The 21,399-nt window shown below is 73.4% G+C and carries 12 protein-coding genes; 6 read left to right on the top strand and 6 right to left on the bottom strand.

The window, feature by feature from the left end:
- The first annotated feature begins 674 nt into the window (after positions 1 to 674).
- The 4 genes from P3L51_RS25545 (at position 675) to P3L51_RS25530 (ending at position 16,287) form a co-directional block, all read left to right on the top strand.
- Positions 675 to 1,796, top strand: coding sequence for an SDR family oxidoreductase (locus P3L51_RS25545; RefSeq protein WP_354607627.1), 1,122 nt, complete (start codon positions 675 to 677; stop codon positions 1,794 to 1,796).
- Positions 1,797 to 1,847: 51 nt separating this feature from the next.
- Positions 1,848 to 3,431, top strand: coding sequence for a PfaD family polyunsaturated fatty acid/polyketide biosynthesis protein (locus P3L51_RS25540; protein WP_354607626.1), 1,584 nt, complete (start codon positions 1,848 to 1,850; stop codon positions 3,429 to 3,431).
- Positions 3,432 to 3,541: 110 nt separating this feature from the next.
- Positions 3,542 to 9,532 (top strand): SDR family NAD(P)-dependent oxidoreductase, encoded by a 5,991-nt coding sequence (locus P3L51_RS25535; protein WP_354607629.1) that lies wholly within the window; start codon positions 3,542 to 3,544, stop codon positions 9,530 to 9,532.
- 86 nt (positions 9,533 to 9,618) lie between these two features.
- Positions 9,619 to 16,287, top strand: coding sequence for a beta-ketoacyl synthase N-terminal-like domain-containing protein (locus P3L51_RS25530; protein WP_354607625.1), 6,669 nt, complete (start codon positions 9,619 to 9,621; stop codon positions 16,285 to 16,287).
- A 216-nt stretch (positions 16,288 to 16,503) separates the two neighbouring features.
- Here the strand turns inward: P3L51_RS25530 and P3L51_RS25520 are convergent, their stop codons facing one another.
- Together P3L51_RS25520 and P3L51_RS36040 are read right to left on the bottom strand one after the other, a co-directional pair.
- Positions 16,504 to 16,722, bottom strand: coding sequence for a hypothetical protein (locus P3L51_RS25520; RefSeq protein WP_354607624.1), 219 nt, complete (start codon positions 16,720 to 16,722; stop codon positions 16,504 to 16,506).
- Positions 16,723 to 17,039: 317 nt separating this feature from the next.
- The gene (locus tag P3L51_RS36040) at positions 17,040 to 17,675 is read right to left on the bottom strand and encodes a fibronectin type III-like domain-contianing protein (protein WP_435594524.1); all 636 of its coding nucleotides are present in this window, start codon (positions 17,673 to 17,675) and stop codon (positions 17,040 to 17,042) included.
- A gap of 270 nt (positions 17,676 to 17,945) precedes the next feature.
- On the opposite strand from P3L51_RS36040, the gene P3L51_RS25505 reads away from it, so the two are divergent.
- On the top strand, positions 17,946 to 18,329 hold the full coding sequence (locus P3L51_RS25505; RefSeq protein WP_354607623.1) for an SH3 domain-containing protein: 384 nt from the start codon (positions 17,946 to 17,948) through the stop codon (positions 18,327 to 18,329).
- Between the two features lie 186 nt (positions 18,330 to 18,515).
- On the opposite strand, the gene P3L51_RS25500 is transcribed toward P3L51_RS25505, so the two are convergent.
- The 4 genes from P3L51_RS25500 to P3L51_RS25485 all read right to left on the bottom strand — a co-directional run bounded on the left by P3L51_RS25500 (position 18,516) and on the right by P3L51_RS25485 (position 20,828).
- A complete protein-coding gene (locus P3L51_RS25500) occupies positions 18,516 to 18,881 on the bottom strand; it encodes an LLM class oxidoreductase (protein WP_354607622.1) in 366 nt (121 codons plus the stop codon).
- A 138-nt stretch (positions 18,882 to 19,019) separates the two neighbouring features.
- Positions 19,020 to 19,406, bottom strand: a complete 387-nt coding sequence (locus P3L51_RS25495) for a roadblock/LC7 domain-containing protein (RefSeq protein ID WP_354607621.1) — start codon at positions 19,404 to 19,406, stop codon at positions 19,020 to 19,022.
- Positions 19,407 to 19,665: 259 nt separating this feature from the next.
- Positions 19,666 to 20,478, bottom strand: a complete 813-nt coding sequence (locus tag P3L51_RS25490) for a DUF4388 domain-containing protein (protein ID WP_354607620.1) — start codon at positions 20,476 to 20,478, stop codon at positions 19,666 to 19,668.
- The gene (locus tag P3L51_RS25485; RefSeq protein WP_354607619.1) at positions 20,475 to 20,828 is read right to left on the bottom strand and encodes a hypothetical protein; all 354 of its coding nucleotides are present in this window, start codon (positions 20,826 to 20,828) and stop codon (positions 20,475 to 20,477) included. Before P3L51_RS25485 ends, P3L51_RS25490 begins: the two co-directional genes overlap by 4 nt.
- 150 nt (positions 20,829 to 20,978) lie before the next feature.
- On the opposite strand from P3L51_RS25485, the gene P3L51_RS25480 reads away from it, so the two are divergent.
- Complete coding sequence (locus tag P3L51_RS25480; RefSeq protein WP_354607618.1) at positions 20,979 to 21,344, top strand: hypothetical protein; 366 nt, start codon at positions 20,979 to 20,981, stop codon at positions 21,342 to 21,344.
- The last annotated feature ends 55 nt before the right edge of the window (positions 21,345 to 21,399 follow it).

Here is a 21,399-nt window from a genome sequence, read left to right as displayed (position 1 = left end):
TCACCGATCGGAGGGGCCGCCGAGCCCCTGCGCGTCCACGGCCTGAGTAGCTACGGTTATATATCCGGCCGTGGTGAAGGGCCGTACTCGCCCGCGGCCCCCGATGCGGCGCTCCCCTCCCCCACCGGGCTCGACACCCGGCGCCGGGCGCCTCGCGGGGACGCGGAGCCGCCCTGGACCGCCGGCCGTCCGCCGCCCGCGAGACCACTCGAACGGGGGACGGTCCGCCGGCCGGCCCGCCCGGGTCCCCACTGCTGCCGTCACGTCGTACGGCCGGGCGCCCCGGCTCGCCACGGGAGTTCCGGCGATTCGCAGGTGACAACACAGGCCGTGGCATGGGTACTTCATTCGGGTGAGCCGGTGGGATCGGGTGCTCCATCACCGTCCGCCGTCTGCCACTGTGTGCCGTGCGCCAGTGGTCATTCAGGCCCGGCGGAGGGCCTGAGCGGCCCCCGGCGGGGCCGTGAGGAAGCGGCGGACCGGCGGACACCCACCGGGCCGGTCCCACGGGTCGGCCGGGGGGAGCGGGCCGCGCGCCGCGACCGCCTGTGTCAGGCCGCGCCGTGGGACGGCCGGCTGCGTCTCGCCTCCCAGGCCGCCGCGACGGCCCCGGCGTTCACCGCCCTCGCACGCGGTTGTGGTCCTGTCCCTTCGGAGCGCTTGGAGCCAAGGTCATGCACGTCGCCCTCACCGGCGCCACCGGATTCCTCGGACTGCGCCTGCTGCGCCGTCTGCTCGACACAAACCGGTCGGTGACGGTCCTGGTCCACGCGGGGTCGGGGGACGCGCTGCACCGCATCACCCGGTTCTTCGAACTGACCGGCGTGCCCGAGGCGTCTCTCGCCGAACTCCCCGACCGGCTGCGGGTCGTGGAGACCGAGTTGGAGCGGCCCGGGTTGGGGCTGTCCGCGCGCGCGTTCGAGGAGTTGGCCGACGGCCTCGGCGCTATCTGGCACTGCGCGGGCAGCATCAACCTGGCGGGAGACCTCGCCGAGCTGCGCCGGACCAACGTCGAAGGGACCCGGCACGTACTGGAGTTGGCCGCCGCCGGACGCGCGAGACCCCTGGTCCATCACGTGAGTACCGCCTTCGTCGCCGGGGGCCGCCGTGCGGGGGTGGCGTACGAGGACGAGCTGGACGACGCGTACGGCTTCGAGAACGCCTACGAACGCTCCAAGTACGAGGCGGAGGTGCTGATCCACGCGTGGTCGCGGGAGCACGGGCGCCCGGTGGTGGTGCTGCGGCCGAGCATCCTCGTCACGGACCTGCCGCCGCACCCGGAGCTGCCCTCGCATCCGCTTCAGGTCGTCGAGCGGATCCTGCGCGACGCGCGACGCACCGCGGACGGGCGTCCCCGCGTCCGGCTGTTGGGTCATCCGCACGGCCGGCTGAACCTGATACAGGTGGAGCACGCGGCCGAGGTCATGGTGCGGCTGGCCGACCGGACGCCCTCGGGCGGCGTCGACACGTACCACGTCGTCCACGACCGCGACGTGCCCGTGCTGACGATCGCGACCCTGCTGGAACGGCTGGCCGAGTTGTCGATCGACCTGGTCGCCACGGTGCCGGACGACCCGTCGGCCCTGGAGGCGCTGGCCGACTGCTACCCGGGTCTGACGGGCTACCTGACGCACCGGCGGCGCTTCGACGACACCCGGGTCCGGGCCCTGCTCGGGGCGTCGGCGGCCTCCAGCCGGGTGGACCTCGACTACCTGTGGTCCGGCCTGGTCCCGAGGGGCCGGGTGCCCGCCGGGCCGTCACCCACCGCCGTCCTCCCGTCCGCCCGGCCCGCCTGACCCGCCCGGCCCGCCTGACCCGCACAACTCCCCTCCCCCTGGAGCCTCTTCGTGTCCGTCCTCTCCGCTCCCGTCGCCCCCGCCGCGTCCCCACCGGTCTTCTCCCCCGAGGACATCGCCGCCCGGGCCCGACGGATCCGGGAACCCGTACACATCGTCAGCGGGCCGAGCGGCCGTGAACTGGGGCTCGCGGCCGGTCCCTTACCCGACGGCCCGGTGCTGGGGACGCTGCCGCCGCTGTACCCCGAGTGGCTCGGCGGGCGCACCTTCTGCGAGGCGCACGACGTCCGTTTCCCTTATGTGGCGGGCGAGATGGCGAACGGCATCGCGACCACCCGGATGGTGTCCGCGATGGCCCGGGCGGAGATGCTCGGCTTCTTCGGCGCCGGCGGCCTGGGGTACGCCGATGTGGAGCGGGCCGTGCACACGCTGGCCGGGGAGCTGCGGTCCCGTTCGAACTGGGGCGTGAACCTCATCCACTCACCGGCCGAACCCGCGCTGGAGTTCCACGTCGCCGAGTTGCTGCTGCGCCACGGTGTGCCCCGGATCTCGGCGTCGGCGTTCATGGAGCTCACCCCGGCCGTCGTGCTGTGCTCGGCCCGGGGACTGCGGCGCGGCTCCGACGGCTCGATCGTCCGGCGTACGCGGATGCTCGCCAAGGTCTCCCGGCCCGAGGTGGCCGAGAGGTTCCTCTCGCCCGCACCGGCCGCACTGCTGGACGGGCTCGTCGCCCAGGGGAAGCTCACCCAGCAGGAGGCCGGGCTGGCGGCCCTGGTACCGGTGGCCGAGGACATCACCGTGGAGGCCGACAGCGGGGGCCACACCGACAACCGGCCGCTGTCGGTCCTGCTGCCGAGGATCGCTCTGCTGCGCGACGCGCTGTGCCAACGGTTCGGCTACCGCCGGGCGGTCAGGATCGGCGCGGCGGGCGGGCTGGGCACGCCGGCGGCGGTGGCCGCCGCCTTCGCCCTCGGCGCGTCCTATGTCGTCGTCGGATCGGTGAACCAGACGGCCACCGAGGCGGGTCTGTCCGACGAGGCCAAGGCGATGCTCTGCGAGGCGGATGTCGCCGATGTGGCCATGGCACCGGCGGCGGACATGTTCGAGCTGGGGGTCACGCTGCAAGTGCTTTCCCGGGGAACGATGTTCGCCCAGCGGGCCGGCAGGCTCCACGCCGCCTACCGGGCGCACGGTTCGCTGGAGGAGATCCCGCCCGACGTGCGCGCCGCGATCGAACGGGGCGTGCTGCGCGCCTCGTTCGACGAGGTCTGGCAGCGCACGCGCGCGTTCTGGGAGCGGCGCGATCCCTCGGAGATCGCGCGTGCGGAGGCCGATCCGAAGCACCGTATGGCGCTGGTCTTCCGCTGGTACCTGGGGAGTTCCAGTCGGTGGGCGATCACCGGCGAGGCGGCCCGGCGTACCGACTACCAGATCTGGAGCGGCCCGGCGACGGGCGCGTTCAACCGCTGGGTCGCGGGCACGTTCCTGGCCGAACCGGCGAACCGGTCCGTGGTGCAGATCGCGCTCAACCTGCTCGAAGGCGCGGCGGTCCTCACCCGCGCCCATCAACTGCGCACCTATGGAGTCCCGTTGCCGTCCGAGGCATTCGCCTACACCCCGCGCGGGCTGGCATGAGCGGCCCCGGCGCCCCGGAGGCGTCAACAGTAGTAGCCCGCAGCGCTAGTGATGACGCGTCAGCTCGTGCCCGAGGGCAGGTGCCGATCGCCGTGGTCGGTGTCGGCGCCATGGTGCCCGGCGCGACGGACGCGGCGGGCTACTGGCGGATCCTGACCGGCGGGCGGGATCTGCTCACCGAAGTGCCCGCGTCCCGCTGGCTGCTGACGGACCATTACGACCCGGATCCGGCCGCCCCAGACAAGACGTACGCCCGCCGCGGCGCGTTCCTGCCGGAGGTGGACTTCGATCCGCTGGAGTACGGTGTGCCGCCCGCCAACCTGGCGGCGACGGACACCTCCCAACTGCTCGCCCTGATGGTCGCCGACCAGGTGCTGACCGACGCGGGCGGTCTGCCGGGCATGGACCGGGACCGGGTCGGCGTCATCATCGGCGCGGCCTCCCTGGAACTGCTTCCGCACATGTACGGACGCGCGCATCGCCCGGTGTGGCTGAAGGGGCTGCGGGAGAGCGGTCTCGCCGAGGCCGAGGCGCAGTCCGTGTGCGACCGCATCTCGGCGTACTTCAGCCCGTGGCAGGAGTCGACCTTCCCCGGCCTGCTCGGCAATGTCGTCTCGGGGCGGATCGCCAACCGGTTCGATCTGCACGGCACCAACCACACCACCGACGCCGCCTGCGCAAGCTCCCTGGCGGCACTGTCCACGGCGGTCGGTGAGCTGACGCTCGGGCGGGCCGACCTGGTGATCAGCGGCGGTGTGGACACCGGGAACGACATCGGCATGTTCCTGTGCTTCTCCAAGACGCCCGCGCTCTCCCCCACCGGTGACTGCCGTCCGTTCTCGGACGCGGCGGACGGCACCATGCTCGGCGAAGCGGTCGTCATGTACGCACTGAAGCGGCTGTCCGACGCGGAGCGGGACGGCGACCGGATCCACGCGGTGATCCGGGGCATCGGCACCTCGTCCGACGGCAGGGGTACGGCGATCTACGCGCCGCTTCCCGACGGTCAGGTACGGGCTCTGGGACGCGCCTACGAGGAGGCGGGCTACGGTCCGCGGACGGTGGAGCTGGTCGAGGCCCACGGGACCGGCACGAAGGCCGGCGACACCGCCGAACTGACGGCGCTGCGCGAAGTGTTCGAGGCGTCGGGACGCGACGACGGGCAGTGGTGCGCGCTCGGCTCGGTCAAGTCGCAGATCGGCCACACCAAGTGCGCGGCAGGTGCGGCGGGGCTGCTCAAGGCGGTCATGGCCCTGCACCACAAGGTGCTGCCGCCGACCATCAAGGTCGACCGGCCCGTGCCGGCCGCCGCCGCCCCGGACGGCCCGTTCTACGTCAACACCGAGGCCCGGCCGTGGGTGCGGCCCGCCGGTCATCCGCGCAGGGCGTCGGTGTCGAGCTTCGGCTTCGGGGGCAGCAACTTCCACGTCACGCTGGAGGAGTACGTGCCCTCGGGCACCCCGGCGCGGGTGCCGCCGCGCCATCGCTCCGCGCCCAGCGAACTCGTCCTGTTCAGCGGCGTGTCGCCGGCCGACCTGGTGCCGCCGGAGACGTACGGCGACCGTCAACTGGCGGCGCTCGCCAGGGAGAGCCAGAGGGCGTTCTCGCCCACCGATCCGGTGCGGCTGGCCGTCGTCGCCACGGACACCGAGGACCTGCGGGAGAAGTACGCGCGGGCGCTGGCGCTGATCAGGCAGCGGCCCGGCACGGCGTTCTCGACACCGAACGGTGTCCGGTACGCCTCCGGGGATCCCGTGCCCGGCCGGCTCGCGTTCCTGTTTCCGGGGCAGGGATCCCAGTACGTCGGGATGGGCGCCGACCTCGCGATGCTCTCGCCGGCCGCCCAGGCCGTGTGGGACCGGCTGGGCGGCACCAGCTTCGACGGGCGCCCCGTGCACCGGTCGGTGTTCCCGCCGCCCGCCTTCGCCGACGAGGAACGCGCGGCACAGGCCGCGCGTCTGGCCGCCACCGAGTGGGCGCAGCCCGCGCTCGCGGTGCACGCGCTCGCCTCGCTGGCCGTACTGCGGGATCTGGGGCTGCGGCCGGACTGCGTGGCGGGCCACAGTTTCGGTGAGCTGGTGGCGCTGCACTGCGCGGGTGCCCTGGACGCCGAGGCCCTGGTCGGGCTGGCCCGCAGGCGCGGTGAGCTGATGCGGGACGCGGCCGGGGTACCCGGCGCGATGCTGGCCGTGACGGCGGACCGCGAGACCGTGATGGCGGTGCTGGCCGGTGAGGAGTTCGGCGACATCTGGCCGGCCGGCCTCAACTCCCCGCTCCAGGTGGTGCTTTCGGGAACGTCGGAGGCTGTCGCGCGCGCCGGGAAGGCGTTCGCGGCCGTTGGGGTCGACACCCGGCGGCTGACCGGTTCGACCGCTTTCCACAGCCCGCTGGTCGCCCCGGCGGGTGAGCCGCTCGCCGCGTTCCTGCGTACGGTCCCGCTCACGAAGCCCCTGATCGAGGTGTACGGCAACGCGGACGCGGCACCGTACCCGTCGTCACCCGACGAGGTACGCCGCCGGATCGCCGACCACCTGGCCTCACCTGTGCTCTTCCAGGACCAGATCGAGGCGATGTACGCGGCAGGGGTGCGGACCTTCGTCGAGGTCGGCGCGGGCGCCGCGCTGAGCGGCCTGGTCGGACAGATCCTGGGCGGGCGTGAGCACGCGGCCGTTCCCCTGGACCGGCATGACCGGTCCGGGGTCAGCACCCTGCACACCGCGCTCGGTGAACTCGCCGTACGCGGTGTCCCGCTGGACTTCGATCCCCTCTGGGCGCCGTACGGCTCGCCCGGTACCTCAGTGAAGGAGCGCGAGCCCCGGATGACCGTGCAGATCAGCGGAGCCAACTACGGGCAGCTCTACCCGCCGCGCGGCGAAGCCGCCGCACCGCAGCCGCCCGTGCCCGCGTACGCCCCGGCCCCTTCGTCCGACATCTTGGCGGTCCCCATGCCCGCGTACGCGCCGGCTCCCGCACCCGTACCCGCACCCGTCCGGACTCCGGAGCCGTCGGCCTACGAGACGGTTCCGGTCCAGGAACCGGAGCCCGCGTACGGCGCCGTGTCCCCGTACGGAGCCGAGCCCGACGCCGGCTTCGGCACCGAGTGGTACGCCGCGGTGGAGAGCGTCCAGCGGCAGACGGCGGAGACCCACGCGGCCTGCCAACGCATGCTGACCGACAGCCATATGGCCTTTCTGCGGATGACCGAGACCACCCTGGCCGCGATGCTCGGGGCGCAGGGCGTCGACGCCGTGCCCGATGCTGCCGCTCCCCCGGTACCGCTGCCGCTCCCCCGTTCGGCGGCACCCCGGCGTGCCCCGGCACCCGCGACACCCTCCCCGGCTGCGGTCGGTGTTCCCGTGACCGTGCCCGCCGTCGTACCCGCCGGGCCGGGCGGGGAGCCGGGCGGGGGGCCGTCGCCCGCGCCGGTCGTCGTCGAGGAACGGGCACCGGCCGCCGTCCCGGTGGCCCCCTCGGCACCGGCCGCCGACGCCGCGCCTCTGTCGGCGTCGGAACTGGAGGAACTCCTGCTCTCGGTGGTGGCCCGGCTCACCGGCTACCCGACGGAGATGCTCAACGTGGACATGGAGCTGGAGGCGGATCTGGGAGTCGACTCGATCAAGCGCGTCGAGATCCTGTCGGCCGTACGCCGGAAGGTGGGCGACATGGCGACGGGAAACATCGGACAGCTCGGCAAACTCCGCACGCTGCGCGAGATCGTCGAGGCGCTCACCCCGGCCGGCGGACCGTCGGAGGCCCCTGCACCGGTCTCCCCGGCGGTGACCGGGCCCCCGGCCGTCCCGGAACTCCCCGCCGTGCGAACCGAGTCCGGGCAGCGGACGGCGCTGACGAGGCTGGTGCCGCGCGCGATGGAGTCACCGGCGTCGGGCCTCGCGACGGCGGGGCTCCTGGACGGGCCGCTCGTGGTGGCGGGCGGGGGCGCCGCGATCACGGCCCTCGTCGCGCGGAAGCTGGCGGAGCGCGGCGTGGACGCCACCGCCGTGGCTGAGGTGCCCGAGGACGCGCGTTCAGTCGTACACCTCGGCGGGCTGACCGGGGACGGCACGCCGGACGACGCGCGGGAGGTCCACCGGTCGGTGTTCCGCGCGGCGCGCGCGGTGGCGGCGCGGGCCGCCGAACGGGGCGGAGTGTTCGTGACCGTGCAGGACACCGGGGGCGACTTCGGACTCGGCGGCCACGCACCCGACCGCGCGTGGCTCGGCGGCGTCGCCGGGCTGACCAGGACCGTGGCGAAGGAGTGGCCGGGCGTCTCGGTCAAGGCCGTCGACTGCGAGCGGGGCGGGCGCGGCGACGAGGAGGTCGCCGAGGCGATCGTGCGTGAACTGCTGGAAGGCGGGCCCGACTTGGCGGCGGGTCTGCGCGCGGACGGCACCCGCACCACCCTGCGGACGGTGCCCGCTCCGGTGACACCCGGCAGCGCCCGGCGGATCACCCCGGAGTCCGTGATCGTGGCCACCGGAGGGGCCCGCGGGGTGACCTCCGCCGCGCTGCTGGACCTGGCCAGGACCCACCGGCCGCGAATCGCGCTGCTCGGCAGGACCGCACCGGCTCCTGAGCCGGCGGGGCTCGCGTCGGCCGCCGACGAACCGGCGCTCACCCGTCTGCTCGCCGGGCGTTCGGCCGACGGCGCGGAGGACTCCTCGCCCGCCCAAATCGCGGCCCGGGCCCGGGAGATCCTGGCCGCGCGCGAGGTACGGGCGACGCTGGCGGCGCTGGAGGCGGCGGGATCCCCCGTGCGGTACGTCCAGGTGGACGTCCGCGACGGCGACGCCGTCGCCGCCGCACTGCGCGACGTACGTGACGCGTGGGGGCCGGTCACCGGCATCGTGCACGGTGCGGGAGTGCTGGCCGACAAGCGGATCGCCGACAAGACCGACGAGCAGGTGGAGCTGGTCATGTCCACCAAGGTGGACGGTCTGCGCGCGCTGCTGGCCGCGACGGCGGACGATCCGCTGGACGTGATCTGCCTGTTCTCCTCGGTGGCCGCTGTATTCGGCAACGCGGGGCAGAGCGACTACGCCATGGCCAACGAGGTCCTGGGGCACGTCGCGTCGGCCGAGCGGGCCCGCCGCCCAGGCTGTCTGGTGCGGTGCATCGCCTGGGGACCGTGGCGCGGCGGCATGGTCACGCCCGCTCTGGCCGACCATTTCGGCCGGTCCGGGGTTCCGCTGATCCCTCTGGAGCAGGGGGCGGCCGCTTTCACGGCCGAGCTGGACGGCACAGCCGGTGAGGCCCGCGTCGTCCTGGTGGCCGGGGACGATCCGGCGGCCCTGTCCCCGGCGGGCGATCCGCGTCCGGCGCAGCTGCTGGTCCGGGCGGAGAACCTGCCGCAACTGGCCGACCACGCGCTCGCCGGGGTTCCCGTGCTGCCCGTGGCGATGGTCCTGAACTGGTTCGCGGGAGCGGCGACCGCCTGGCTGCCGGATGCCGGCCCGGCCGTGCCACTCGTCCTGCGCGACCTGCGGGTGTTCCAGAAGTTCGCCCTGCCCGAACTGGGCGGCACAGGCCACCGGTTCACCGTGCACGGCAGCCGGGGCGCCGCCGGCTCGTCGACGGGGCTGGAGGCGGAACTGCGCGGGGAGAACGGGGTGGCGCACTTCCGGGCCGTACTGGACACCGGGGCCGAGGAGCCGGATCCCGCCACGTGGGGCAGCCCGGACGGCCTCAAGCCGCTGGACCGCGCCGAGTTGTACGACGGGGAGAACCTCTTCCACGGCCCCCGCTTCCACTCCGTCCGCTCGCCGCACGGTGTTTCGGAGCACGGGGCCGAGGCGATCGTCGCCGGCGTACGCGCCCTGGAGTGGCCCGGTGAGTGCTGGCCGCTCGACCCGGCCGCCCTGGACGCCGCGCTCCAACTCGCCCTGCTCTGGGGGCAGAAGGTGCTCGACGCGGCGACGCTGCCGATGGCCGTCGCGGAGTGCCGGGTGTACCGGCGCGGCCCGGTGGACGGCACGGTGCGGTGTGTGCTGCGGGGCCGGAAGGCGCACAGCACGGGGGCGCGCTGCGATGCGGCGCTGATCGACGCCGATGGCGCCGTCCGTCTGGAACTGCTCGGCGTGGAACTCGTCCGCCGCCCCTCCTGAGCCCGGCCCCTCCTGAGCCGGCCGCCCCTCGGAACCGGCCCGAGCCCCTCCGAACCGGCCCCGCCCTGCCGTGAAGTGAGACCCGCATGGAATTCGAACCGATCGCTGTCGTCGGCCGGGGCTGTGTGCTGCCCGACGCGCTCGATCCGGACACGTTCTGGGACAACATCGCCGCGGGCCGCACCAGCCTGTCGGCCGTCCCGGAGGACCGGTGGCGGCTGCCGCGCCGCTGGGCCATGGGCACGGTGGACGACCACCTCGACCGCACCTGGACCGATGTCGGCGGATACGTAAGGGGGTTCGAGTCCGTCTTCGACCCCACCGGATTCCGGCTCGCCCCGGAGCGGATCATGTCGCTGGACCCGCTCTTCCACTGGGTCATGTACGGCGTCCGGCAGGCACTCGCGGAGGCGGGCCGCGAGGGCCCGCTGCCACGCGCCGGGCTGGTGCTGGGAAACCTGTCCTATCCCACGCCCACCGGGGCGGCTCTCGCCGAACACGTCTGGCTGTCCGCCCAACGGCCCCCGCTCCGGGACGCGTTGCTGACGGGAGAGCACCGGCGGCGGCCCGACGCCCTCAACCGCTTCTCGTCCGGGCTGCCCGCCCGGCTCGCGGCCCGCGCCCTCGGGCTGGGCGCGGGCGCCTGGGCGCTCGACGCCGCCTGCGCGTCGTCGCTGTATGCCGTCAAGCTGGCGTGCGACCGGCTGCACGACGGTACGGCGGACCTGATGGTGGCCGGTGCGGTCAGCCGGGCGGACCCCCTCTATCTGCACGTCGGCTTCTGCGGCCTGTCCGCGACGAGCCGCACCGGGCGCAGCAGGCCCTTCCACCGGGACGCGGACGGGCTGGTGCACGGCGAGGGCGCCGGGTTCGTCGCCCTGATGCGGCTGTCCGAGGCCCGCAGCGCCCAACTGCCCGTGCTGGGTGTGATCCGTGGTGTCGGGCTGTCCAACGACGGGCGCGGCGCCGGGCTGATCAGCCCGGCGGAGGAGGGCCAGGTCCGGGCCATGCGCCTGGCGTACGACACGGCGGGCGTCGCGCCCGGGTCCGTGTCGCTCGTCGAGTGCCACGCGACGGGGACGCCGGTCGGGGACACGGTGGAGGCGCGCGGTATGGCCCGGGTCTTCGGGACCGGTGACGACGTGCCCATCGGTTCGGTGAAGTCGAACGTCGGGCACCTGCTGGCGTCGGCGGGTGTGGCCGGGCTACTGAAGGTGCTCGGGGCGCTGCGCGCGGGGGTGCGTCCGGCGACGCTCGGCGCGCAACGGCCGCTGGAGGCGCTGGCGGGCACGCCGTTGCGGGTGCTGACCGAGGCGGAACCGTGGTCCGGGCCGCGCCGGGCGGCGGTGAGCGCGTTCGGGTTCGGCGGGACCAACGCCCATCTGGTGGTGGACCTTCCGGACGGCGACCCGGTGTCCGCCGTACCGCGTCCGGTCCGTCCGACGGCCTCCGTGACGGCCCCGGTCCGGGCGCGGGAATCGCCGGGCGGCCGTACACCGGTGGCGATCGTCGCCGTCGGCGCCCGGGTCGGCGACGGGACCTGTACGGAGGACTTCCGGCGGGCGGTGCTGGGCGGTGAACGGTGTGGCCCGGTCGCCGGGATCGCCGTGGAGTTGACGGACCTGTGCTTCCCGCCACTGGCCCTGGAGCGGACGGTGCGCCATCAGCTCCTGGTGCTGGAGGCGGCGCGGGAGGCCGCCCGGTCGGTGTCCCTGCCCCGGGAGCGGACCATGGTGGTCATCGGCATGGGGGTGGACCCCGAAGTGGCCCGCGCGGGCGCCCGTTGGAGGGTTCCCCACTGGCTGGAGCGGGCTGGGCTCGCGATCACGCCGGAGTCGGCGGACCTCGCACGGGACGCCTTCGTGCCGCCCATGACCGCGGAGGGCGTGGTGGGCACCCTGCCGAATCTGGTGGCGAACCGGATCAGTACCCAACTCGACCTGGCGGGACCGGGTTTCGCGGTCTCGGCGGAGGAGGCGTCCGGGCTGGTGGCGCTGGAACTCGCGGCGCGGGCCGTCCGGTCGGGGGAGGTCGACGCCGCGCTCGTCGGCGCCACCGACCTGTCCTGCGAGGCGGTGCACCGGAGCGCCCAGCGGGATCTCGGCCGCGAGGACGATCCGGGGGACGCCGCCGTCGTCCTGGTCCTCAAGTCCCTGGACACCGCGCGCCGGGACGGTGACACCGTCGTCGCCCTGCTCGACGAGGACACCGCAGACACCACCGACACCGCCGACGCACCCGACATGGTCGTCGGGGACGGCCCGGACGCGGTGTTCGACCCCGCGTCGGCGTTCGGGCGCGCTCACGCCGCGTACGGGCTGGTCTGCGTCGCGGTCGCGGCGCTCTCGCTCCAGCACCGGGCGGTGCCGAGGCCGGGCGTTCCCGCGGACACCGGGGCCGTCGCGCACACCGCGAAGGTCACGGTGACACCGTTGGAAGGGCCCACGGCGAGTGTCCGGCTGCGCGCGGGGGACGCCCTGCCGTGGCTGCGGGGGCCGGCTCCGCGCCTGCGTGTCTATTCCGGGGCCGACCGCCGGGAGGTGCTGGCCGCGCTGGAGTCCGGTGCGGAGTCCGACGCCGGGCCGGCCCGGCTGGCGCTCGTGGCCGACGACGACGCGTTGCCGGGCCGGCAGGAGGCCGCCCGCCACTGGCTGGCCGAGGGCGGAGCCCGTCCGGCCGATGTGCTGTACCGGGACAGGCCGGTGACGGGGCGGACCGCGTTCGTGTACACCAACGGCTCGGCGGCGTACCCGGGCATGGGCCACGAGCTGATGCTCGCGCTCCCGTCGCTCGGCGGGACCGTCCGTGCCAGGCACGGGACGATCGGTGCCCGGCTGCGCTCCCGGGCGGAGCGGGGAGTGCTCGACCAGATCTGGGGCGCCGCCGAACTCGCCGTCCACCACACCGTGTTCACCCGGGGGGTGCTGGGGCTCCGGCCGGAGGCCGCTCTCGGGTACTCCTCGGGCGAGTCGGCCGCCCTGGTCGCGCTGGGTGCCTGGCCGGACGCCGCTGGGCTGTACGACGCCACCCGGGCGAGCGGTCTGTTCACCACCGAACTCACCGGCGAACTCCGGGCGGTGCGGCGCCACTGGGAGCGTCTGGGCGTCGAGGGCCGCCACTGGTCGAGCTATCTGGTCAGTGCGCCCCTGGAAGCGGTCCGTGCCGAGCTGGCCACCGAGGCCGCGGTCCACCTGATGGCGGTGAACGCCCCCGGAGTCTGTGTCATCGGCGGCGAGTCCCGCGCGTGTGCGGCCGTCGTGGCCCGGATCGGCGGCGACCTCGCGATCGAGCTCGACTACGACATGGCCGCCCACGCACCGGAGTTGGCGGAGATCCGAGAGGTCTGGCGTGCGGTCCACCACCGTCCGACCGTCGACGTGCCCGGTGTGCGGTTCTACAGCGGGGCCACGGGTCAGTCGTACCGGCCGACGGCCGAGCGGGCCGCCGAGGCGCTCACCGAACAGGGGTTGAACACGATCGACTTCGCGGCCACGGTCGAGCGGGCGTGGGCCGACGGTGTCCGGGTCTTCGTGGAGCACGGGCCGCGCAAGCTGTGCACCGGCTGGATCAAGCGGGTACTCGGCGACCGGGACCATGTGGCCGTCGCGCTCGACGCCCCGGGCGACACCCGGCTGCGGCAGCTCTGCCTGGCGGTGGCCGAACTCGTCGTCGCGGGCGTGCCGGTGCACGCCGACGCGTTGTTCGCCCGGCTCGCGGAAGCCGCCACGGAGGTCCCGCGTCCCGGGCCCACCGTCACCGTGCCCGTACCCGCGCCGCCGTGTCTGCCGCCGCTGGAGCCCGCCCTGGTGACGCTGCCCCGGGCCCCCGAGCTGGCGCCCGTACCGGACCGGGAGGCCGGCCGGTCCGACGCGCCGGGCGGCGCTGCCGGGCCCGGCCCCGCTACCGGGGGGCCGCGCCCCCTGCCCGAAGTCCGGTCGGCAAGCCGGGACTTGAGAGATCCGGGCGCGGCGGGCGCCCGCGCCGCGGTCCTCCGGCAGAGCCTGCGGGTCGCCGCGCTGCACCAGGAGATCACCGCCGGGCACACCGAGGCCCATCAGCGGTTCCTGCGGCTGTCCGCCCTCGCCGTGACCGCGCTGCGGAGCGCCGCGCCCGGCCCCGTACGGCCACCGGGCCCCCCTGCCCCGCGTCGGACCGCCGCGCCGCGGCCGGCCCCCGTACGGCCCACGCCCCGCTCGGCGCCGCTCTCGACACCCCTGCCCGCTCCCCCGCCGGAAGCGGTACCCGCCCAACTCCCCAGACCGGGGCCGAAGTTCGACCGCGCCCAGTTGGAGCACCTCGCCTCCGGGGAGATCTCCACGCTGTTCGGCCCGCGATTCGCCGAGCAGGACGCGTACGCGGTGCAGACGCGGATGCCCGCGCCGCCGATGCTGTTCGCGGACCGGGTCACCGGTATCGACGCCGTGCCGGCGGCGCTCGTCACGCCCGGCCCGGTGCGCACCGACGGGAGGATCTGGACGGAGACCGATGTCCGGCCCGACAGCTGGTACCTGGATGCCACCGGACGTATCCCGGCCGGGCTGCTGATCGAGGCGGGCCAGGCGGATCTGCTCCTGCTCAGCTGGCTGGGCGTGGACCTCCTCAACCGGGGGGAGCGCGTCTACCGGCTGCTGGGCTGCGAGGTGACGTACCACGGCGGCCCGCCGCGAGCGGGCGACACCCTGCGCTACGAGATCTACATCGACGGCCACGCGGAGCACGACGGCATCCGGCTGGCTTTCTTCCACTACGACTGCTACGTGGACGGCGAGCTCCGGCTCAGCATCCGCGAGGGCCAGGCCGGGTTCTTCACCCCCGAGGAGCTGGCCGGCAGCGGCGGTGTGCGGTGGGATCCCGCCGAGCGCCCGCCGGGTGACGACCTGCCGCTGGACCCGCCCGCGGTGCGCGGCGGATGGACCCGCTTCGACGCGGACCGGGTGCGGGCTCTGGCCGAGGGGCGGCCGGCGGACTGCTTCGGCCCCGGCTGGGAGGCGACGGCGGCCCACGTCCGTCCGCCTCGGCTCGACGACGGCAGGCTGCGGCTGATCGACGAGGTGACCGCCTTCGACCCGGCCGGAGGGCCGTGGGGCCGCGGCTATCTGCGGGCCGAGACCCCGCTCTCGCCGGACGACTGGTTCTTCGCGGGGCACTTCAAGAACGACCCCTGTATGCCGGGCACCCTGATGCTCCAGGGCGGGCTCCAGGCGATGGCGTTCTATCTGGCGGCCATGGGCTTCACCGTGAACCGGGACGGCTGGCGTTTCGAGCCCGTCGACGGTCACCCCTGCGAGGCGATGTGCCGCGGCCAGGCGACTCCGGCCGACCGGCGGGTCGTCTACGAGGTGTTCGTGCGCGGTGTCTCGGCCGGGCCGGTACCGACGCTGTACGCCGATGTGCTGGGCTCGGTGGACGGGGCGAGCGCGTTCCTGGGCCGGGACGTGGCACTGCGGCTCGTACCCGACTGGCCGCTGTCGCAGTGGCGGCGCTCGGGCCCGCCCGTCGTGCAGGGCGGCGGTACACCGGTGCCGCTCCCGCTGCTCGGCGGGCTGGCCGGGCACCGGGAGGAGAAGCCGGTGGCGACGGCGGCCGATGGATTCCCCTTCGGCTACCCCTCGTTGCTGGCGTGTGCCTGGGGCAGACCGAGTGAGGCGTTCGGCAGCGCGTACGAGCCCTTCGACAGCACCCGTAAGGTCGCGCGGCTGCCCGGTCCCCCGTACCACTTCATGAGCCGGATCGTCTCGGTGGACGGTCCGCAGGGCGGTATGCGGGAGGGCAGCGGTGTCGTCGCGGAGTACGACGTGCCCGCGCGGGCCTGGTACTTCGAGCAGAGCGGCGGCCGTACGATGCCGTTCGCGGTCCTGATGGAGATCGCGCTGCAACCCTGCGGGTGGCTGGCCTCGTACGTGGGCAGCGCGTTGACCACCGACACGGATCTGCTGTTCCGCAACCTCGACGGGGCGGGAACGGTCACCGGTGAGGTCACTCCGGCGACGGGTACGGTCCGCACCCACGCCGAACTGACGCGTGTCTCCCGGAGCGGGGACATGATCATCGAGTCGTTCCGGGTGAGGTGCACGGCCGACGGCGTGCCGCTGTTCGAACTCTCCACGGTCTTCGGCTACTTCCCGCCGTCGGCCTTCGACCACCAGCAGGGTCTCGCGGTGTCGGCCCGGGACCGGGCCCGTCTCGACGAACCCTGCGACCGCGTGGTCGATCCGACCGCCCCGCTCGCTCGTCACCGCGCCGGCGAACCGCGACTGCCGGGGCCCATGCTGCTGATGCTCGACCGGATCACCGGCGACTGGCCGGACGGGGGCAGCAAGGGGCTGGGGCGGCTGCGGTCGGAGAAGGACGTGGTCGCGGACGAGTGGTTCTTCCGGGCCCACTTCTTCCAGGACCCGGTGCAGCCGGGGTCGTTGGGGATCGAGGCCATGTGCCAACTGCTCCAGTACCACCTGCTTGAGCGCGGCGCGGCGGACGGCGTTCCACGCCCCCGGTTCGAACCGGTACTGCCCGGCCGCGAGACGACCTGGAAGTACCGCGGCCAGATCACCCCGGCCAACCGGCTGATCCGGGTGGACATGGACATCGTGGAGAGCGGTACGGACACGCGGGGCCCGTACGCGCTGGCGGACGCGTCGCTGTGGGGCGACGACTCGTGCATCTACCGGGTGCGCGGGCTGGGCATGCGTGTGGTGTCCGACCCGGCTCCCGGCCCGGGCGGGAGTACGGGGGCGGGGGGTCCGGCGCCGTCGTAGCCCGTCCGGCACAGAGCGATTCCGGCGGCGACCCAGGACAACGCGGGAGTCGTGGACACGACCCGGGGCCGGAATCGTGCCACGAACCGGTGCCGGGTCAGCGGGTCCACGGCTCGGACGCCGGTCGGCACCGGCCTCCGTCGCCGTGGGCGTCGTGGACTGTCGCCGTGGGCGTCGTGGGCCGATGCCGATCGCCGGTCGATGTGCGGTCAGGGCCTATCCGGCGTCGGCCCCGATGTTCGGTGTGCTCGGGACGGCTGTCCCGTAGTAGTCCACCCCGCCGTTGCCGGACACGGCTGTGCCCGCTTTGAGCGCGGGTGAACCGGACTTGAGCGTGTAGGCCGCCGGGCACGGCTGCGGCCCCATGCCGAAGACCGGCGACCACGAGCAGGTACTGCCCGCGCCGGGCGAGGTGAACAGGGGGGCGACTTCCACGCCTGGTCCGGCGAGAGACCGCTGTTGCTGTCACTGCCGCTGGGCGATACGTAGTAGGTGGTGGCGGCGGCGTGCGCGGTGCCCGTTGCGGCATTCGCCAGCAGCAGACCGAGCATCCCCTGGGCTACCGGTGCCGCACATATTCGTGCCTTCATGCTTCTCCTCTCCGCGTGACCGTGACGACGCGCGGAGACGCGGACGACGGCTCATGGATGAGGCGTTCGCTCCACGGAGCGATCGAAGAACTCCCCTGGGGGCATCACTCCCTTCGCCCGGACGACCCACCGTCCGGGCCGCGGCTGCGCGTCCGGCGGTGGTCAGGTGATCAGGTGATGAGGAGGGTGCGTGCGGCCCGGGTCCGCGAGCTGTCGCCGGTGTGGATGTGGATCTCGCCCGGTTCCACGGTGAAGGTCCCGGCCGGGTCGTTGGTCCAGTAGCCGACGTCGTCGGCCCCCAGGGTGAAGCGGACCTCCCGCTCCTCCCCCGCCGCCAGCCTGGACCCTGAGGAAGCCGCGCAGCCGGCGGACCGGCTGGGTGATCGCCGCGGCGGGATCCTGGGCGTAGAGCTGGACCACGTCGTCGCCCTCACGGTCGCCGGTGTTGCGGATCGGGACGGTCACCGTCACCGTCGCGCCCTCCCGCAGCTCCCGCGACCCGATCCGTTCCCGGCTCAGCAGCGGGTCGCCCAGCGCGAAGGTGGTGTAGCTCAGACCGTGGCCGAAGGTGAACTCGGGTCCTTTCGCGAGGTCGAGATACTTCGAGACCTGTCGGGCGTCCACTCGACCGGCACGATCACCCTTCCGGCGGGCGAAGTCGCCGTGGTGGCCGAGGACTCCCGGTGACGCCCTCGGCTCGACGTCCGCCGACTTCGCCCGGAGGGGGTGCGTGGTGACGGGGCGACGGCCGCCCCGCTCGGTCATCAGCGGCCCCGCCGAGAGCGCGGAACAGCGCACCGGGGAAACCGTGTTGGTCCGCGGGCATACGCGCTTACTCGGCAATACCTCGCCGCTATCGCACGCATCGGTCGCCGACGGCCTTGAGTACCACGCCTTCCGGGCCCAATACCCCTTTTCGGGGCGGGGGTCGACCCGGTCGGCGACGCCATCCGGGTGGGATCGGGCGTTTCTCGCACGGGGACGGTGCCTCGCCGTGCCCTGCCCGTGGCATGAAGGTGTTGCAGCCGGGGAGATCCCGGAGGCTCACCGACAAGAAGGACAACCGCCATGAGCACACCGCACGCCGGGCACCGGACCGTCTCGGTGTTCGCCGGGGTTCTGCTGGCCGGGACGGCGCTTGCCGCTCCCGCCGTCGCCTCGGACCACCAAGCAGGCCCGGCACCCCAGTCCGCGCAGGCCGTCCAGTCCCCCTTGGCGGCCTACGCCCAGGGCCGAGTCATCGCCCATCCGTCGCTCAACGTGCGCAAGAGCCCGAACACCGACTACAAGCCCATCGGCTCGATCCCGTACGGCACCATCATCGACCTGGAGTGCAAGACCAACGGAGAGCTGGTGGACGGCAACCCCCGCTGGTACCTGCTGAAGCGCGGCGGCTGGGTGGCCGCCCGCTGGGTCGAGAACGTGAACGGGAAGACGCCCAAGTGGTGCTGACCGCGACTCACTGACCGCTGCCCCTCCCGCCGGCGCCACGCTGTCGCCGGCGGGAGGGCACGGCATCGTCGGCGTACTCCCGGTGCGGGAGCGCCCGCCGGCCCGGGACTCCGAGGTGACCGTGAAGTCCAGGTCGTACGTCCAGTTCGTATGTCCGGGACCAGCGGTAGGTGCGCGAGCGGTGGTTCAGCCGAGTTCGCTCATGCGTCGTACGGCGGGGGCGGCGGGGGCGGCGTGGGCTTCGATCCAGCGGGCCGGTTCGGTGATCGGTGGCGACACCATCACGGTGTCGATGCCGATGCCGATGCCGAGCCGGGCGTAGTGGGCCATCTCTTCGGTGAAGGCGTCGAGATCGCCGCCGCGGAGAGTGGGCCCCGCGTAGATGGCGGTCTTGCGGATCTGTGTGTGGTCCCGGCCCAGGTCGTCGCAGTGACGGCGCAGTACGTCGAGTTCCTGTTGGGCCTCGGTGTGGGTGAAGGTGATGAGGTTGCGGGCGTCCGCGTACTGGGAGACCAGCCGGAGGGTCTTCTTCTCGCCGTTGCCACCGACCATGATCTCCGGGTGCGGGGGTACTGACCGGGGCGGGCACGCTCCGGGTCTCGGCGAGCCGGTAGCGCGTGCCCTCGAAGGGGCCGTTTTCGAGCGGGTCCCACATCCGCTCGCAGATCCGCGGGGTCTCCTCCAGCCGCCTCAGCCCGCGTCCGCGGCCAGCAGTTTCTCCAACTGCTCGATCGTCGTGGGGATGACGCGCTGGAGGCCGGCGAGGTCCAGCCCCTCGTCGCCGATCAAGGTGAGCAGGGCGCGGTCGCCGATCGCGAGGACCATGATGTGGCCGCCGGCGCATCGCGTGACCACGTCCCGCAGTGAGCCGGTGTTGGCCTGCTCGGCCAGTCTGCGGCCCACGCCCAGGACCGCCGCCGCAAGGGCGGCGACGGACTCGGGATGGACCACGTCGGCGTCCGCCGCGACCAGGAGACCGTCGCCCGTCGAGATGACGGTCTCGCTCACCCCCGCGACCGTGTCGCGCAGGGCGGTCAGAACCTCGACGAGGGGGTCGGATGTGCGGGTGTCGTCCATGGCTGTTCCTTGCCGGTCGTGGTGGGCACGGAAACGTGCCCACCTGGTCAGGACAGGGCGTCGAGGCCGGCCCGGACCCGGCGCAACAGGTCCAGATCGGGAGGGTCCTTCTTGAGATCGCCCAGGGGCGGAAGCGCCGGAGGCCCCCCACCGTCGCGCCGGGGAAGCGGTGGTGGGAGAGTCCGGGGCGGTTTGCGGGCCTTGAGAGCACTGGCCATGGCGAGGTGGCGCCGCCGGGCGGCCCTGCGTCGTCGCGAACTCACGTGGTGCCCGGGAGAGGTGGCCGGCGGTTTCCCGGGGCACGCCGGGGCAGCGGTGACACGGGGACGGCGGGCGGGGGCTTCCGCGGATCCACGGCGCGGACCGCGGTACTGGGGCGGCCCACGGGGGCGGGGGAATCGCGGCGGATGAGCCCGAGGGCCTGCATCCGGCTCAGGTCCAGCATCACCGCGTACAGTCCACGCCCCACGGCGAAGGCGATGTCACGCGGGTTGCGGCGCTCGTTCACCGCGCTCAGCAGCGCCACGTAGCGGGGCTGTATACGGGAGACCGCGGCGCCCGCCCGGCGGATCCGGGTCCGGGCGAATTCCGACGGCTGCCCCCACAGGCCGGTCAGCAGGGCCGTACGCCGGGTGGTCTCCGCGGTGAGGCGTTGCGGCTGTACGGCGACGCCCGCGACGACGGACGGACCGGACTCGGTCAGTTCCCAGTCGCCGGGCGGGTTGAGCGCCAGGGCGAAGGCACCGTCGAAGACCGTTGCGGCGCAGACCACTTCGAACTCCTCCGGTCCGATGAGTCCGCGGGCCGCGAGTTCCGCCTTCAGGTCGTTCCCGGACGCGGAGGCCGCGGCGACAGTGGACGCCCACACGGTGTCGGTGATCCGGCCGGTCTTGAGCAGAATGGATTCTGCGCTGGGAGCGGCCGGAGTCTCGACCGAGACCACCAGCCCGTCGCGCAGATGGATCGACCCGCCCGGCGAACCGGGGAGGTGCACCGCGCCGGTGTACTGGTCCTGGTGCAGGGAGTTCAACAGCGCCGGGACATTGTGCGGACGGCCGGACCGTGGGCTCACGTCATCGCCCCCGTCGCGTAGACGCCCAACTCGTGCAGGGCCAGTGCCAGGTTGGCCTGCTCCCGCTCCAGCGTGGCGGCCAGGAACACCGGATCCCCCTGCCTCGGCAGACTACGCAGAATGTGGTGATGATGTGAACTGGTCACAACGATGCTCTCCAGATCCCCCTGGGCACCGGCGGCATGGAGTCCGTCACCGACGAGCGCGGCGAAGTCGCTGCATTCGATGCCGTCGACGCCCCCCAGGCCCGCCTGGCCGTAGACCAGACCGGTCACCGCGTCGACGAGCGCGACCGTGTTGATGCCCGATGCCGAGAGCAACTGGGACAGGGAAGCTTCGAGCGATGACACCCGTACCCCTTCACTGATACTTCACAAGATTACAAAAACCACAGTAGTTTAAGTTCAAAGTGTCAGAACAGAGCGTCTAGTTGTATTTTTCTGATCCGTCACCGATCAACGGTCAAAAAGCCACCAAACAGTCAAAGGCAGGGCAAGGGTATGAACCTCGAAACAGCGCTCAAGGAAGCCATGACCGTGGACGGTGCCATCGGCGTTGCCGTGGTCGACTACGAGAGCGGCATGTCGCTCGGCACCCTCGGCGGCGGTCAGGGCCTGGACCTGGACATCGCCGCCGCCGGCAACACCGAGGTCGTGCGGGCGAAGGCGCGCACACTCGCGACGCTCCAGATGAACGACACGGTCGAGGACATCCTGATCACCCTCGGCCAGCAGTACCACCTGATCCGCCCCATGACGAGCAGCAGCGGCAGCCTCTTCCTGTACCTCGCGCTCGACCGGAGCCGGGGGAACCTCGCGCTGGCCCGCCACGCGCTCAAGCGCATCGAGGCCGAACTGGAGGTCTGACAGCGGCCGGGCGTACGGCCGACCGCTCGTGCACCCCTGACGGTCCCTGACAGGA

Source organism: Streptomyces panacea (genome assembly GCF_040560175.1).
Lineage (GTDB): Bacteria > Actinomycetota > Actinomycetes > Streptomycetales > Streptomycetaceae > Streptomyces > Streptomyces panacea.
Note: the sequence above shows the minus strand (reverse complement) of the source record. Positions and strands in the feature narration are given on the sequence as shown.

What these genes read in the sequence shown, in the direction of transcription:
- P3L51_RS25535 (WP_354607629.1), top strand. Translation starts at nt 3,542, where the DNA reads ATGGTGCCCGGCGCGACGGACGCGGCGGGCTACTGGCGGATCCTGACC.
- P3L51_RS25545 (WP_354607627.1), top strand. Translation starts at nt 675, where the DNA reads ATGCACGTCGCCCTCACCGGCGCCACCGGATTCCTCGGACTGCGCCTG.
- P3L51_RS25505 (WP_354607623.1), top strand. Translation starts at nt 17,946, where the DNA reads ATGAGCACACCGCACGCCGGGCACCGGACCGTCTCGGTGTTCGCCGGG.
- P3L51_RS25530 (WP_354607625.1), top strand. Translation starts at nt 9,619, where the DNA reads ATGGAATTCGAACCGATCGCTGTCGTCGGCCGGGGCTGTGTGCTGCCC.
- P3L51_RS25500 (WP_354607622.1), bottom strand. Translation starts at nt 18,881, where the DNA reads ATGGTCGGTGGCAACGGCGAGAAGAAGACCCTCCGGCTGGTCTCCCAG.
- P3L51_RS25480 (WP_354607618.1), top strand. Translation starts at nt 20,979, where the DNA reads ATGAACCTCGAAACAGCGCTCAAGGAAGCCATGACCGTGGACGGTGCC.
- P3L51_RS25495 (WP_354607621.1), bottom strand. Translation starts at nt 19,406, where the DNA reads ATGGACGACACCCGCACATCCGACCCCCTCGTCGAGGTTCTGACCGCC.